Annotated in this window: 11 protein-coding genes; 7 read left to right on the top strand and 4 right to left on the bottom strand. The window is 70.7% G+C overall.

The window, feature by feature from the left end; translation table 11 throughout:
- The 3 genes from HUW62_RS05910 to HUW62_RS05900 all read left to right on the top strand — a co-directional run.
- A partial coding sequence (locus HUW62_RS05910; RefSeq protein WP_255203260.1) for a M1 family aminopeptidase occupies window positions 1-2,652 on the top strand: 2,652 nt, incomplete at its 5' end.
- Between the two features lie 239 nt (window positions 2,653-2,891).
- Window positions 2,892-4,835, top strand: a complete 1,944-nt coding sequence (locus HUW62_RS05905) for a PAS domain S-box protein (protein WP_176433830.1) — start codon at window positions 2,892-2,894, stop codon at window positions 4,833-4,835.
- Between the two features lie 153 nt (window positions 4,836-4,988).
- Window positions 4,989-5,159 carry a hypothetical protein gene (locus HUW62_RS05900; RefSeq protein ID WP_176433829.1) on the top strand — a complete coding sequence of 57 codons (171 nt, stop codon included), beginning with the start codon at window positions 4,989-4,991 and terminating at the stop codon, window positions 5,157-5,159.
- On the opposite strand, the gene HUW62_RS05895 is transcribed toward HUW62_RS05900, so the two are convergent.
- The 4 genes from HUW62_RS05895 to HUW62_RS05880 form a co-directional block, all read right to left on the bottom strand.
- Window positions 5,153-5,749, bottom strand: coding sequence for a hypothetical protein (locus HUW62_RS05895; RefSeq protein ID WP_163863417.1), 597 nt, complete (start codon window positions 5,747-5,749; stop codon window positions 5,153-5,155). The genes HUW62_RS05900 and HUW62_RS05895 overlap by 7 nt on opposite strands.
- Before the next feature lie 105 nt (window positions 5,750-5,854).
- On the bottom strand, window positions 5,855-8,836 hold the full coding sequence (locus tag HUW62_RS05890; RefSeq protein ID WP_176433828.1) for a CHAT domain-containing protein: 2,982 nt from the start codon (window positions 8,834-8,836) through the stop codon (window positions 5,855-5,857).
- Window positions 8,833-9,489 carry an RNA polymerase sigma factor gene (locus HUW62_RS05885; RefSeq protein WP_163863420.1) on the bottom strand — a complete coding sequence of 219 codons (657 nt, stop codon included), beginning with the start codon at window positions 9,487-9,489 and terminating at the stop codon, window positions 8,833-8,835. The genes HUW62_RS05890 and HUW62_RS05885 overlap by 4 nt, the downstream gene beginning before the upstream one ends.
- 101 nt (window positions 9,490-9,590) lie before the next feature.
- Entirely contained in the window at window positions 9,591-10,148 is a 558-nt protein-coding gene (locus tag HUW62_RS05880; RefSeq protein WP_176433827.1) for a TspO/MBR family protein, read from the bottom strand.
- Between the two features lie 125 nt (window positions 10,149-10,273).
- Here HUW62_RS05880 and HUW62_RS05875 point away from each other — a divergent pair, with 125 nt between their 5' ends.
- From HUW62_RS05875 to HUW62_RS05860, 4 genes are all read left to right on the top strand, one after another.
- A complete protein-coding gene (locus tag HUW62_RS05875; RefSeq protein WP_163863424.1) occupies window positions 10,274-10,864 on the top strand; it encodes a DUF924 family protein in 591 nt (196 codons plus the stop codon).
- Window positions 10,865-11,113: 249 nt separating this feature from the next.
- Window positions 11,114-13,576 (top strand): adenylate/guanylate cyclase domain-containing protein, encoded by a 2,463-nt coding sequence (locus HUW62_RS05870; RefSeq protein ID WP_163863426.1) that lies wholly within the window; start codon window positions 11,114-11,116, stop codon window positions 13,574-13,576.
- Between the two features lie 20 nt (window positions 13,577-13,596).
- Complete coding sequence (locus HUW62_RS05865) at window positions 13,597-14,178, top strand: SH3 domain-containing protein (RefSeq protein ID WP_176433826.1); 582 nt, start codon at window positions 13,597-13,599, stop codon at window positions 14,176-14,178.
- On the top strand, window positions 14,178-15,176 hold the full coding sequence (locus HUW62_RS05860; RefSeq protein ID WP_163863430.1) for a M48 family metalloprotease: 999 nt from the start codon (window positions 14,178-14,180) through the stop codon (window positions 15,174-15,176). Before HUW62_RS05865 ends, HUW62_RS05860 begins: the two co-directional genes overlap by 1 nt.
- Window positions 15,177-15,251 lie beyond the last annotated feature (75 nt).

Below are 15,251 nucleotides of genomic sequence, written 5' to 3'. Positions count from 1 at the left end.
CTCCCCCAGTCCCGCGCCTTTGGCCTCCCTGGCGCCACCGAGCACTATGCCGCGGAGCGTCCCATCCGCGCCGAGCACGTCCGCATCGAGCTGGAGCTCGACTTCGAGCAAGGCTCCGTCGCGGGCGTCTGCACCACCCGCGTCTCCGCGGTCCGCTCGCTGTCCACCCTCACCTTCGACGCCGTGGACCTGGACGTGTCGAGCGTCCTCGTCGAAGGGAAACCCGCTCGATTCTCCAACTCCGGCACGCACGTGCGCGTGGACCTGCCCACGCCACTGGAGCCGGGCCACGCCGTGGAGGTGGCCGTCCACTACGCCGCCCGCCCGCGCCGGGGCCTCTACTTCTGGGGACCGGAGGCGGCCTATCCGGACCGGCCCCGTCAGGCGTGGACGCAGAACCAGGACACCGACGCGCGCTGCTGGTTTCCCTGCCTGGACACGCCCGCGCAGAAGGCCACCTCGGAGCTCATCGCCACCTTCCCCGAGGGACTGACGGCGCTGTCCAACGGCGTGCTCGTGAGTGACAGTGCCCAGGGCGGCCGCCGCACGCAGCACTTCCGCATGGAGCAGCCGCACGCGCCCTACCTCGTCACGCTCGCCGTGGGTGACTTCGAGGAGCTCACCGACACGTCGGGCACGGTGCCGCTGCGCTACCTCTTCCCGCGCGGCCGGCGCGAGGACGCGCTGCGCTGCGTGCGCCGCACTCCGGAGATGATTCGTGTGTTCCAGGAGGCCACCGGCGAGCCCTACCCGTGGAGCGGCTACGCGCAGGTGTTCCTCACCGAGTTCATCTTCGGCGGCATGGAGAACACCACCGCCACCAGCCTCACCGACTCCGTCCTCCACGACGCGCGCGCTCACGCCGACTACAACGCGGAGCCGCTCATCTCCCACGAGCTGGCGCACCAGTGGTTTGGAGATTTGCTCACCTGCCGCGACTGGCCGCACGGCTGGCTCAACGAGGGCTTCGCCACCTGGTTCGAGGTGCTCTGGAAGGAGCGCGCCGACAGCCAGGACGAGGCCGACCAGCACCGCCTCTCGGACCTGGAGGCGTACCTGGGCGAGGTGAAGGAGCGCTACGCGCGCCCCATCGTCTCGCGCCGCTTCCACGCGCCGCTGGATGTTTTCGACCGGCACCTCTACGAGAAGGGCGGCCTGGTCCTCCACGAGCTGCGCCGCCGCCTGGGTGACGACCTGTTCTTCCGCGGCCTGCGCCACTACGTCTCCCGCCACCGCCACGGCTCGGTGGAGACGGTGGACCTGGCGCGCGCCTTCGAGCAGGCCACCGGCCACAACCTGGATGCGTTCTTCGACCAGTATGTCTTCGCCCCTGGCCACCCGGAGCTCAAGGTGGAGGTGCGCTACGAGGCCGAGGACCGGCGCCTGCGCCTCAAGGTGAGGCAGACGCAGCGCACCGACGCCGGCACGCCCCTGTTCCGCCTGCCGCTGGACGTCCGCGTCACCGTCGACGGCCAGGACACCGTGCACCGCATGGAGGTGACGGACGCGGAGCACTTCTTCCACCTGCCGTGCGCCGCCGCTCCCACGCAGGTGCGCGTGGACCCGCGCCGCGACGTGCTCGGCACGCTGGACGTGGACAAGTCCGTGGGCCTCTGGCTGGAGGAGCTGCGCGCCGCGCCCGAGTCCCGCGCGCGCACCGAGGCCGCGCACGCGCTGGGCCGCGACGGAGGCTTCCGCGCCGTGGAGGCCCTGGGCAAGGCCCTCACGGATTCGCGCCTGTTCTGGGGCACCCGCGCCGCCAGCGCCAGGGCCCTGGGCCGCATCCGCACGCCCGAGGCCCGCGCGCGACTGCTCCTGGCCCTGCGCGCCGAACACCCCCGCGTGCGTCGCGCCGTGGTGGCCGCGCTGGGCGAGTTCCGCCGCGACGCGGAGGTCATCGCGCTCCTCCGCGCGCTCTTGCAATCTGGAGACACCAGCTACTTCGTGGAGGCGGAGGCCGCGCGCAGCTATGGCAAGCTGCGGGCCGCGGATGCGCTGACGGTGCTGGAGACGGCCTCCACGCGCGCGTCGTTCCAGGACGTCATCGCCGTGGGCGCCATGGACGGGCTCGCCGAGTCGCAGGACCCCGCAGCCTTCACGCTGGTGGAGGCGCGCACCGCGTATGGTCAGCCCGCCTTCCTGCGCCGCGCCGCCACCCAGGCGGTGGCGAAGCTGGCGGAAGTCGCGGGCCGACAGCGCGAGGCCGTGGACCTGCTCACGGAGCTGCTGCGGGATTCGATGTTCCGCGTGCAGATGGGCGTCTTCGAGGCCGCGAGGACGCTCGGAGACCGGCGCCTCGTCCCTGCTCTGGAGGGAACGCCGCTGAGCGATGCCCGGGCCCGGCGCGCCGCTCGGGAGACGGTGCGCGCGCTGCGCGAGGGTGAGCCTCAAGCGCGCGAGCTGGCCGCGCTGCGCGAGGAGGTGGACGCGTTGAAGGATGCGACGCGCGCGCTGCGCGAGCGACTGGAGGTGCTCTCCCCCTCGCCTGACATGAAGGACTCCGTGGCGACGGGGCGCGTGAAGAAGCAGGCTCCAGCCCCTCGGGGCCAGCAGGCCTCGCCCCGTGGCAAGCAAGCCTCATCGCGCACGAGCAAGCAGGCCTCGGCTCGCAAGAAAGCGGGCAAGCCTGACGCCGGGGGTCGCCGACGCTAGGGCCCGCGCACGTCCACCGCTGTCTCCTGTCGACCGCTGTCGAACGTCGACCGCCTTCGCGCCTCCACGCTGCCCAGCACACGAACGTGCCGGGCGTGTGACTCCCGGGCAGGTCCTGGACGCGCCCGCCGCGTCGGATGGCTACCTGTAGGGAAAGGAAAGGCAATCCCTCGCGGGAGACACGTCGTGGGAACCCGTGCCGGAAGCGGGAGGGGCCCCACGAGGCCCCAGGGGAACACATGGCCAGAGCCAACGAGGAGCTCAGCGCCTGGCTGGATGCCGCCGTCGACCCCATGGTCGCCTGCGACGCGCACGAGCATGTGTACTTCCTCAACCGCGCGGCCGAGCAGTTGTTCGCCTGGAAGCGCGAGGACCTCCAGGGCCAGCCCGTCTCCCGCCTCTTCCCGGAGCGCGTGAGCCACCATGAAGGTCAGAGCCTGGTGCGCTACCTGCTGTCGCGCAGGGACGCCCTGGAGGGACGCCCCACCCGCGTCTTCGCGCAACGAAGCGACGGCGCGGAAGTCCTGGTGGAGCTCACCGTGGGCGCGTCGGGCCAGGGGGACGACGAGCGCATCGTCATCAGCCTCCGCCGCCTGCACGAAGTCATCGACACCCTCCGCGAGCCGCTGGAGCACCCTCGCCATGAGGCGGAGGCGAGCCTCGTCGAGACGCGGGTCCGTGGGGATGACCTCTACCGGCTGGTGGTGGAGAACGCTCCCCTGGGCATCTTCCACTACGACACCACGCCCGTCGTCACCGCCTGCAACGAGCGCCTGGTCACCATCCTCGGCTCCACCAAGCGCATCATCGTGGGACTCAATCTCCTGTCCTTGCGCGACGAGGCGATGATGCGCTGCGTGCGCGAGTCGCTCGCGGGTCGGGGCGCGGACTACGAGGGCAACTACGCCTCCGTCACCGGACACAAGGTGACGCCCGTCCACGTACGCTTCGCGCCCTGCTACAACGACTCGGGCGTCGTCGAGGGAGGCGTGGGCATCGTCGAGGACGTCTCCCAGCGGCGGCTCGCGGAGCGGGAGCGCGACGAGGGCATGGCCCTGCTCACCACGCTCTTCGACAGCGCGCCCGTGGGCCTGGGCTTCATCGACACGCGGCTGCGCTACGTGCGCGTCAACGAGCGACTGGCGAACATCAACGGCAAATCCCCCGAGGAGCACCTGGGCAAGGACCCCCACCAGGTGCTGGGGCCCGGCGGTCCCGCCGTCGAGCTCATGTTGCGACACGTGCTCGACACGGGCGAGCCCGTGGTGGAGGAGGAAGTGGACACCTCCCTCATCGGCTCGCCCGGCCCCCGGCGCCTGCTCGCGGGGAGCTGCTATCCGGTGCGTGCCCCCGACGGGCGCATGCTGGGCGTGGGCGTGCTGGTGGAGGACATCACCCGGCGCAAGCTGGCCGAGGAGGAGCGCGAGAAGCTGTACCACGAGGCCCAGCAAGCCATCCGCGTGCGCGACGACTTCCTGTCCATCGCCTCGCATGAGCTGAAGACACCCCTCACCCCGCTGAGCCTCCGGCTGGCGACCCTGGAGCGCAAGCTGGAGCGGGGAGAGAGCGTGGACCCCACCACCCTTCGCCACGCGCGTCAGCACCTGCTGCGGATGACGGGGCTCATCAATGACTTGCTGGATGCGTCGCGCATCGAAGCGGGCCGACTCGCGCTGCACCCGCAGGCCACGCGCATGGACAGTCTGGTGGAGCATGTCCTCCAGGCCATGGACGCGCAGCGCGCCGGCCACGAGCTGCGCTACGTGCACCCCGAGGACGCCGTGCAGGTGTTCGTGGACCCGTACCGGCTGGAGCAGGTCATCTCCAACCTGGTGGAGAACGCGTTCAAGTACAGCCCCGACGGCGGCGTCATCCAGGTGACGCTGGAGACGCACGGGGAGCTGGCGCTGCTGGCGGTGAAGGACCCGGGCATCGGCATCCCCGTGGACCAGCAGACGCAGCTCTTCGAACGCTACTTCCGCGCGCGCAACGTCTCCTCGCGCTCGTATGGCGGCCTGGGCCTGGGCCTGTACATCAGCCGCGACATCGTCGAGCGCCACGGCGGCCGCATCTGGGTGGAGAGCCAGGTCGGCCAGGGGTCCACCTTCCACATCGCCCTGCCGCTGCTCAGTGGCACCTCCGCCCACCCGCCCGTGAGCCAGCCGGACCAGCACGTTCACTGAAGCTCCGTCACCCCGCTTCCGAAAGAACTACAGGCCCGCATGTCCACCACCGCGCATCCAAGGGGCCCAATCACCTGGATTCGCATGTCACAGGCGATGGCACGCGGGCTGCTCTATCCGAAGTCAGAGAAGCAACCCGAGAGGAGCAGGCACATGACGACGGAAACGGCTGCTTGGACTCGCGACAATGACGGCTGGCTCGTGCGCGTGAAGGTGGGCGGGCGCATCCAGGAAGTGCGTTGCACCACCGAAGGCCAGGCGCGCTACATCGCCGGCGTGCTGGCCTTCAATCCGCCGCCTCCCCCCTCGAAGCTGCGTCACTGAGGGACGCTGGCGCCCGGCATCACCAGGTACGCGTCCAGGTGGTACCAGTTGTTGTACGCGACCTTCCACGCGCCATCGTGGACACCGGGCAGGGGGATGAGGGGGCCACCAATCTGGCCGCTGGTGCCCCACGTGAAGCCCATGTCCACGCCATTGGTTGTCTCCTGCACGGTGATGTCCGTGGCGAGCTGGGTGTTGAAGCGGCGAATCTCCGAGTTGGTGCCGGACACCCAGAACATGACGCGGTGGGCGCGCACGTCGAAGCCGAACGCGTAGAAGGCGCCCGAGTTGGTCGGGTCCGTGACGATGACGGTGTGCGCGCTGAGCAGGTAGGGGCTGTGCGGGTACAGCGGCGTGCCGGTGGGGATGCTCGACAAGGGCGTGGGCGCGGTGGGCATCGCGTACGGCGTCCCGGGGATGAGGCCCGGGCAGTAGTTGGACAGCGGCGGAGGCGCGGGGAGCGCGCGCTGCTCGGAGGAGCCCTGGGACGACAGGTCCTCGGAGGTCGACACGTCGGAAGGGTCACCACCGCAGGCGGCGGCGGTGGACAGCGAGAGGATGCAGAGCAGCGCGGAGCGAAGGTTCTTCATGGTGTGTTCCTCGGTGTGTAGTGACACGTCGAGCGTCCACGGCCCTGGGGAGCCGAGGTCGCCTTTACGGCGGCTGCGGTGAAGGTGGAGCGGTGGGGGGCCGGGCTACTCGAAGACGACGACTGTCTTCACCCAGCTGTCGGGCCGCGCGGACAACTCGCGCAGGCGTTCATCTCGGAGCGCGGTGGCGGCGCTGGCGCCGGCGCGGATGCGCTCCATGACCCGCGCGAAGAAGGGCCCGGCCTCGGCGTCCGGGATGTCGATGGGTGAGGCGATGACGGCGCGCGCGCCCGCCTCGGCGAAGGCCACCGGAAGGCTCCACGGCGAGTGGAGATACGGCGCGGAGCGCGCGGCCTGGCACGCGCCGAGGAGCACCACCGGCGCCCCCTTGAGCTTCTGCTTGCGCACCTCGCCCGCGGTGAGCGCGTAGCGACCACCGACCTCGGGCGCCATCACCAGCAGCGAGGCGTCCGACACGCCCAGATTCACCAGGCCGTGCGCGTGGATTTCCACCTCGGTGGCCTCGGCCAGCTCGGCCAGGAGGCGCGACGGCGTGGCGGCGGCGCCCGTCAGCTCCACGCGGCGCGGAGACGGACCACCGGACAGCTCCCAACTGCGCAGCCGGGGCAGGTTCAGCGAGGCCGGCGCATCCACGTCGTAGACCACGAGCGGACGCGGCGCGGACAGGGCGGGCGCCTGGGCCTTCGGGCCCGTGTCGTAGCTCCAGGCCAGCTCCGGCGGCAGCAGGCCCGCCTGGCCATGCACCGGGTAGCGCGCGAACACATGCACGTGCTCGCAGGGCTTCAGCGCGGCGGACATCGCCGGAGGCACCAGCGCGGTGATGTCGAAGTCGGGGGAGCGTCGGCTCGCGTCCTGATGACCGAGCAGCTCGCCACCCGGACCGCGCGCGGCGACCAGGGTGCGCTCGTCATGCACCTCCACGCCCAGCGCGCAGCGGGTGGGCGCGGCGACTCCGCTCTCCTCCGCGAAGAGGGCCAGCGCCCCCGCCCAGTCACCAGTGGAGCCCGCATCCAGGATGAGGGAGGAGTAGCTGTAGGCGCGGGCCTTCGCCGCCACCGGGTCTCCAGCACCCAGCCGCGTGCCGTCGGTGATGGCCTGGCGAAGCAACACGCGGCCCGCCTCGCGGTCCGAGCCGATGACGGCGCGCCCCTCGATGTGCGCGGCCATGACCCGCTCGCCCGGACGCAGCCAACCGGCGGCATCCAGCTTCTTCAAACCGTCGCGCACCTGCTCCGCGTCCCCGGGCTTCGGGTCCAGGCGAGCCAGGTCCGCGAGCACGAAGGCACCGTTGAGGAAGAAGGGCACCTCGCAGGCCGGAGCCTTCTGGAGCTCCGCGCGCGCCGCTTGCGGCTGGAGCGCGAAGACATGCAGCGACGCGAGGCTCTCGTGGACATGCCGGCTGGCCGCGCAGCTCCTGTCACGCAGGGCCTGCTCGCCCAGGTACGCGCGCGTCAGGGCGAAGGCGTTGCGGAAGCGCGCCAGGTCGCCCAGCACCAGCAGCAGGTCCGCCTGGAGCTTCCACTCCTGCGACTGCCGCGCCCACTGCAGGCCCGCCAGGGCGTGCTCGCGAGACTCCACCAGCCGGTGCTCGTCCTTGTAGATGTGCGCCAGCAGGTGCTCCAACTGACCGCAGCGGTAGTCCGCCTTCGCGCTCCCGCAGGCCGCCACGGCGCGCAGGAGCCGAGCCTCCGCGCCGGCCAGGTCGCCCCGCGCATACTCGGCCAGGGCGCGCTCGCGCTCCACGTTGAGCGTCAGCCACGAATCGCCGAGCGACTTCGCCGCCTGTTCATACGTGTCCAGGCGCGCCGGCAGTCCGCCCGCCAGCGGCAGCACGCCCAGGAGGATGTCCTGGTGCTCCGTGCCGGCCAGCGCCTTCGCGAGCGGCTCCAGCGTCGTGCGGTCGAACGTCCCCTGCAGCACCTCGCGGAACCGGGCGGCCAGCGGCGCGCGGCGCTGGAAGTCCAGCCCGGCCACGCGCTCGGCGTAGCGCGCCATCGTCTCTCCGCCGTAGTGCGCGTCGAGGACATGCGCGAGCGGCAGGAGGGCACGCACGCGCTCGGCGGACGGGGCCGACCACACCGCGATGTTGAACCAGTTGCGCGCCGTGCCCGGCACCGCGCGAGCGACATCCTCGGGAAAGGCAGTGCCGTCCAGGGCCAGCGCCTTGCCGGCCTTCTGCGCGGAGTCCCAGGCGCCCTGGCGTCCGTCGAGCTGCCGACGCAGCACCGCCGCGCGCTCCTTCGCCTCCTCCGACCAGCCCGGCTCGCCGAGCAACGCCACCGCTTCGAAGGCCTCCGCCGCCAGCGCGTCCAGGCCCAGCTCGCGCAACACCAGCGCGCGATTCCACAGCGCCTGCGGGTGTCGCGGGTGCTTCTCCAGCACGCCATCCAGCAGGGTGAGGGCCGCTTCCAGCTCGCCCTTCGTCAGCGCCACCACCGCCCTGTCGCTGTCCACGTCCGGAGACGCGGAGGCGCGTTGCAGGTAGTCCGCGGCCTGCTCGCGCTCACCGCGCAGCAGGTGTCCCACCGCGAGGCCCTGGAGGTCGCCCTCCGCCTCCAGCTTCGCCAGCGTCTGCAGCGGCACCATCTCCCGGGGCCGCTCGTCGCCGGAGCGCAGCACGCCGTAGGGCCGATGCGCGCTCGCGCCGGCCCAGCTCAGCCGTGCCTCCAACGAGCGCGTGGGCGCCAGGGCGAGCATCTGCGTCTCGTCACCGCCCGGGTTGCGGATGCGCAGCGCCACCACCGCGAAGACGGCGGCCAGCGAGCCGGACAGCGCGGCGGCGGCCACCCAATTGCGACGGCGGCTCCACGAGGGACGGAAGGCCCTGGCGGGCGCGGTCTCCACTCGGGCCGGTGGCGTCACCACGCCCTGCACGGCGGACTTCGCCTCCTCGTGGGCGAGCTGACCTCCGAGCGCCTGGAGCTGGAGGATGTCGTCGAGTTCCGCCTGGCACGCCTCGCAGGTGCCCAGGTGCTCGCGGAACGTGTCGGCCTCCTCGCCGGACAGCTCGCCGTCCGCGAAGGCATGCACCAGGTCGTGGACCTCCATGGGCTCTGGAGCGCTCATGGCGTCTCTCCCTTGCCGGTGCCAGCGGGCATCAACAGCTCCTTCAGCTTGCGGCGCGCGCGGATGAGGCGCGTGCCCACGGTGGCCTTGGGGATGCCCAGGCGCTCCGCGATTTCCGTATAGGGGCGTCCCTCCAGCGCATGGAGGCGGTACACCGTGGCGAACTCCTGGGGGATGCGCTCCAGGGCCTCGCGAAGCTGCTCCGGTCCAATGGCGGCCCACGCGGGAGCGGCCTCCGGCTCCGGCGCGGCGATGCGCTCCTCCAGCTCCTCCGCCGACACATCCGAGCGGCGCTCACGCGCCTTGGAGCGGCACCGGTCGATGAAGAGGTGGTGGAGGATGGTGAAGAGCCACGCGCGCCCGTCGGTACCGGGACGGTAGCGGGCCAGGTTGAGCAGCCCGCGCTCGTAGGTGTCCTGGACCAGGTCCCTCGCGTCCGTCGGGTTGCCACACAGCCGGAGCGCCGTGGCGCGCAGCGCCGTCTCGTGCTCCCGGATGAAGGCCGCGAACCAACGGCTGTCGAGGGTCGGCGTTGAGAGGGGCCTGCTTTCCACGGGGGTCGCAGGCTGGACCGTCACGTCCGTGCCCGTCAAGCCCGGAGACCGTGCTCGGCGGGTCAGCAAGGCAGGTGGTTGCAGGGCGAAAGCATCCATGGCGGGTCGCTCCACTCAACGCCGCCCTCCCGCCATCTTCCCGAACGAATTATCGGCGGATTTTCCAGCCCCCGCCGGGAGCCCCCTTGGACGGGTGGGCGTCAGTGCTCCGCTCGAGGGTTGCGCCGCACGATTTCGCCATTGAGGACGTTGGCGAAGCCCACCCACGCCAGATACGGCGCCACCAGCCACGCGGCCGGCCGATCCACCTCTCGCGTGGCGGCGATGTAGGCACCAATGCTTCCCAGCAGGGCCACGTTGTCCGCCAGCGCCCGGCGGGGCTGATGGCGGCCGAAGAAGAGCCAGGACCAGGCGGCGTTCAGGCCCAACTGCACGCCCCACCACCCCAGGGCCTGGGAGCGTGAGGGGCCCGCGGGCGCCGTCCACACCCGCCAGCCGGAGATGGCGATGAGGGCATAGAGCGCGGTCCACACGGGCGCGAAGGCCTTGGGTGGCGGCTGGAAGGGAGGCTTGCGCAGGTGGCGGTACCAGCGGGTATCGGCCGAGCTCTGCCGCGCGCCCAGAACCGCCGCGCCCAGCGTGAGCGCGCTGAAGGCCCCCAGCGCGATGACGGACTCGGTGCGCAGCGTGGGGTTGAGGGCGGTGCGCTTCACCGGACCCGGCACCGTTCGCGTCGAGGGCTCCCACGAGGTCTGCATGGACTGTCTCCCAGTGCGCATCGCGCGCCAGTGTTCGATGCAAGGTGGTGATGGCCCGCATCACCCGCCACCCCCGTTGACTGTCGACGGGTGGGCGCTCTATCGAGACCTTGGGGAGGAACGACATGGTGAGCGCGGACGAAGTGCTCGACTTCTGGTTCGGTCTGCCGGCGGACCCGGCTCGCAACCCAGCCTGTATTCGTCCTCGCGCCGCGTGGTTCCAGCGCGACGCGGCCTTCGATGCGGAGTGCAGGGACCGCTTCCTGGACACGCACGAGCGAGCAGCGGCCGGGGAGTTGAGCTCCTGGCGGGACGAACCCCGCACCAGCCTGGCGCTGGTGCTGCTGCTGGACCAGGTACCCCGCAACCTCTTCCGAGGCACGCCCCGCGCGTTCGCCACGGATGCCCACGCGCGCTCGGTGGCGCGTCACGCGCTGGCGAGGGGCCTGGACCTCACGCTGCCGTCCGTATGGCGGTGGTTCATGTACCTGCCCTTCGAGCACAGCGAGGAGCTCCACGACCAGCGGCTCTCCGTCTCGCTGTTCGAGATGCTGACGCTGCATCATTCCGGCAGCCACGAGACGCTCGGCTACGCGAAGCGACACCTGGACGTCATCGAGCGCTTCGGTCGCTTCCCACACCGCAACGATGCGCTGGGCCGTCCCACGACTCCGGAAGAGGCGCGCTTCCTCCAGGAGGCGGGCTCGGCGTTCTGACGTCGCTGCTGTCCCGACGGGGCCCCGCGGCGACGCGTGGGCCCGCGCTCGGAGTTTCCGCGGGAATAACCCACGGACTCGCGCGTCGGATGCCGAGCGTATACACGAGGGCTCGTCGTCTCCGCGTGTCTCACGGTCGCGACTTCAGTGTATTCATGGTTTTATCGGCACCCTTCCGGCCGGGGAGATGCCGTGCGCGAGTGCGTGCTGGGCTAGTGTGGCGAGCCACGCACATCGCAAGAGGGGGCCGTGGCGGGAGACACCTGGAAAATCATCCGGCTGCGCTGGCGCAACCACTGGCGGCTGATGCTGGGCGTGGCGGTGTTGTCCACCGCGCTGGCGATGCTCGCGTGGTGGCGCGGCTGGCTCGACGACCTGGAGCGCGGCGCGTATGACCAGGCGCTCACCACGTTCACCGACGGGCGCGGGAAGTCTCCCACGGTGTCGGTGGTGGTCATCGACCAGTCGTCGCTGGACGGCATCCGCGCCAACGAGCGCTACACGCTCAACTTCGGCAGCTGGCCCTACAGCCGCAACCTGTGGGCCCGCGTGGTGGAGCAGCTCCAGGCGGAGGGCGCGCGCGCGGTCGTGTTCGACGCGGTGATGGACGAGCGTTCGTCCGATGAGTCCACGGACCTGGCCTTCGCGCAGATGCTGCGCGACACGCGCATCCCCTTCTTCCTGGGTGTCTCCACCAACGCCAACGCGCAGCCGCTGCCGCGCGCTGACTTCGACAAGACACCCCCTTCGCCGCTCGCCCCTCTCCCCTCCGCGCCCGTGGCTTCCCCCGTGGCCTCGACCGGCGAGTCGCTTCCCCGGGAGGCGCTGCCCGCGGGCGAGGAGACCTTCCCGGAGGAAGGCGGCGACGAGACGTTCCCCGAAGCGGGCGGCGACGCCTTCGCCGACACACCGGACAACGGCGCCGTCGCCTCCGTCACGCCAGAAGAGATGGCACACGCCCTCGCCTACCCGGTGCGGACGAGAGACCTCCTCCTGCCGACGCTGGAGGGCCGGGACTTCGCGGGTGAGACAGCCGAGTCCACCGCCGAGCACACCGCGCCCACGCTGCGCCATCCCGTGCCGCCCATCCCCGTGCTCGTGGGCGCGGTCGATGGCTTCGGGCTGGTGGATACGGAGACGGACCCCGACGGCTTCATGCGGCGCACGCACTTCGCGTACACGGATGGCGTCAACACGTACCCGACGCTGCCGGTGCGCGTGGCCGCGGGCCTGCTGGGCGCGAGCGAGGTGACGCTGTCCGACCGGAAGCTGCTCGTGGGCAGCCGCTCCTATGCCGTGGACCCGGATGGCGGCGCGGCGATTGATTACGGCGGCGGGGAGCTGCACAAGCGCTTCCACACCGTGACCCTGCTCGACGTGCTCGACGGCTGGGTGAACCGGGACAAGGGCGAGTCCTCGGGGCTTGCGTCGGAGGCGCTCCGGGGCAAGGTGGTGGTCATCGGCGGCACGGCGCTGGGACTCAGCGACATCAAGGCCACGTCCTTCCAGGCGGAGGTCCCCGGCGTCATGAAGCAGGCGGCGGTGCTGGAGACGCTGCTCGGCAACGGGCGCTTCATCACCCGGGCACCGCTCGCGGTGGACCTGGCGCTCACGTTGCTGGTGGCGCTGGTGTCCGTGGTGCTGCTGATGACGACGCGCTGGACGCCGCTGGAAATCGCGTGGCCGGTGGCGCTGCTTCTGGGCATGTACCTGGTGACGGGGCGCTTCATGTCGTCCGGCACGCACGTGCTGACGGCGCTGCCGTCCATGGCGGGCCTGCTGGCCAGCGTCACGGCGGTGGCCTTCAACCACCTGGTGGCCAACCGGGAGACGGAGTTCGTCCGCGCCGCCTTCAGTCGCTTCATGGAGCCCAAGCTCGTGGAGCAGATGATTTCGGAGCGCAAGCTGCCGAGGCTCGACGGAGAGAACGTCGAAATCAGCGCCTTCTTCAGCGACATCCGAGGCTTCTCCACCTTCAGCGAGCGCTTCAAGGAGGACCCGCGCAGCCTGGTGCGCATCCTCAACACGTACCTGACGCGGGTGAGTGGCGTGCTGCTGAAGGAGGGCGGGTGCCTGGACAAGTACATCGGCGACGCGGTGGTGTGCCTGTTCGGCGCGCCCATGCGCCAGGACGACCATGCGGTGCGCGCGTGCCGGGGGGCGCTCGCGGCCAAGGCGGAGGTGGACCGGATGCGCGCGGAGTTCAGCGCCAAGGGCCTGCCGGACGTCTACACGCGCATCGGCGTCAACTCCGCGGTGAACTTCGTGGGCAACTTCGGCAGCGAGCAGCTCTTCAGCTACACGGCCATCGGCGATGGGATGAACCTGGCCGCGCGGCTGGAGGGCGCGAACAAGGCGTATGGCTCCGTCATCATGATTGGCCCGCGCACGTACGAACTGGCGCGCGAGCACATCGAGGTGCGTGAGCTGGACCGCGTGCGGGTGGCGGGGAAGACGGAGGCCGTCACCGTGTACGAGCTGCTGTCGCTCAAGGGCGGCCTGGATGCGCGCAAGCGGGCGACGGTGGAGCGCTATCACGCCGCGCTGGCCGTGTATCGAGAGGCGCGCTTCGACGAGGCCGCGTCGATGCTGGAGACACTCGGGGCCGAGGACCCGGACGACGGTCCGACGAAAGCCCTGCTGGAGCGTTGTCACAAGTACGCGAAGGCGCCGCCGCCGGATTTCGACGGTGTGGCGAGCCTGGACAAGTGAGCGGGAAAGGAGTCGGAGCAATGACGATGAGAACCAGAGCGGCCTGGGTGGCCCTGATGCTGGCACTGGGCTTTCCGAGCCTCGCGTCGGCGGTGGCGGTGGGGGGTTCGCTGTATGTGAAGGCGAAGAACACGCGGGTGATGGAGAGCCCGTCGCCCACGGCGAACGCGGTGGTCGTCCTCCAGCCGGGCGAACAGGTGAAGTGGGAGGGCGCGGACGCGAAGAACAAGCAGTGGCACAAGGTGAAGACGGCGGCGGGGAAGAAGGGCTTCGTCTTCCAGTCGAACCTGTCCACCACCGCGCCCAACATGGAGCTCGTCGTGGAGGACAAGGGCAAGCGCCAGGTGAACCCCGCGGGCTTCGTCGCCAGCGGCGCGGCGGTGAAGGCGCTCAGCCCCGGCGCCGTCGAGTACGGCAACAAGAAGGGCGGCAACCACAAGCAGGCGGTGGCCCAGTTGCAGAGCCTGGAGAAGAAGGCCAAGGACGTCTCCACCGCGGACATCGCGAAGCACGCGAAGGAGGCGGGGCTGTTCCCCGTCGTCGGCGCGGAGGCCACGGCGAAGTCGGGTGCGTCCAAGGGCAAGTCGAAGGGGGGCACGTGATGCGCGGGCACTGGAAGACGGTGGCGCTGGCGGGCCTGGGGCTGATGGCCTCGTCGTGCAAGGGGGTGACACTCGCTCAGTTCGCCGACAAGGCGGGGACGGTGGTGAACAGCTCGGCGGCGGCGACGAAGGAGCGCGCCTCCTGCGACAAGCTGAACGTGGAGCCTACGGTGACGGAGGAGTACGCCATCGGCAGTGCCATGGCCGTCCACTGGGTGCAGGGAGGTGGCGGGTTGATGGCCCCGACGGACGGCGCGAAGGGCACCGGGGTGCATGACGTCCACGAGTACATCAATGTCGTGGGGAAGAACCTGGGTGCGCAGTCCGCGAGGCCCACGCTGGAGTGGACGTTCGGCGTGCTCAACGACGACAAGAACTTCAACGCCGTGTCCACGCCCGGGGCCTACGTCTTCGTCACCCGGAAGCTGCTGTCGGAGCTGGACAACGAGAGCCAGCTCGCGGGCGTGCTCGCGCACGAGATTGCCCACGTCGTGCTCAAGCACTCCATCAAGCAGTACAACGCCGCCAAGGTGAGCCTCTGCAAGACGGCCGTCACGATGGAGGCCGGCATTCCAGGCTCCGGCAAGCTCATCGCCTCGACGGACAGCGGCGGCAACCTGGACCTGGACGGCGACTCGGCGTTGCTCGGCAGCCTGACGGAGAAGGTCATCGAGTTCGCGGAGAGCGGGAACGACAAAGAGCAGGAGTACGCGGCGGACGAGCTCGCGGCGCGGATGATGATCTCCGCCGGCTATGACCCGAACGAGTACCGCACGCTCCTGCGCAAGACGACGGACGGCTCGAGCCTGGGCTCACGGCACCCCAAGAAGGCGGACCGTGAGAAGCGCCTCGTCGCGTTCCTCGACGGGCTCAAGTCCACGCAGGGCGAGTTCGCGGAGCTGTCGCTGGAGGGCCTGCACAACCCGCCGCTCAAGCCGGAGCTCGTCGCCGCCGTGAAGAGCACTTCGCGCGGTGGCGTGGCGAAGGACGGGAAGTAGGCGCCACCGTGTGGCGCCCTCTTCCGGGCGCCCCAGGTGGAGCGGATTCAGCAAGGCGCGGGAGTCTTCAGCGCC

Origin of the sequence: Myxococcus sp. AM011 (assembly GCF_013372595.1) — a bacterium.
In the GTDB taxonomy this organism is placed as follows: Bacteria; Myxococcota; Myxococcia; order Myxococcales; family Myxococcaceae; genus Myxococcus; species Myxococcus eversor.
The sequence above is the reverse complement of the archived record's forward strand: the minus strand, read 5'-3'. Positions and strand labels throughout refer to the sequence as shown.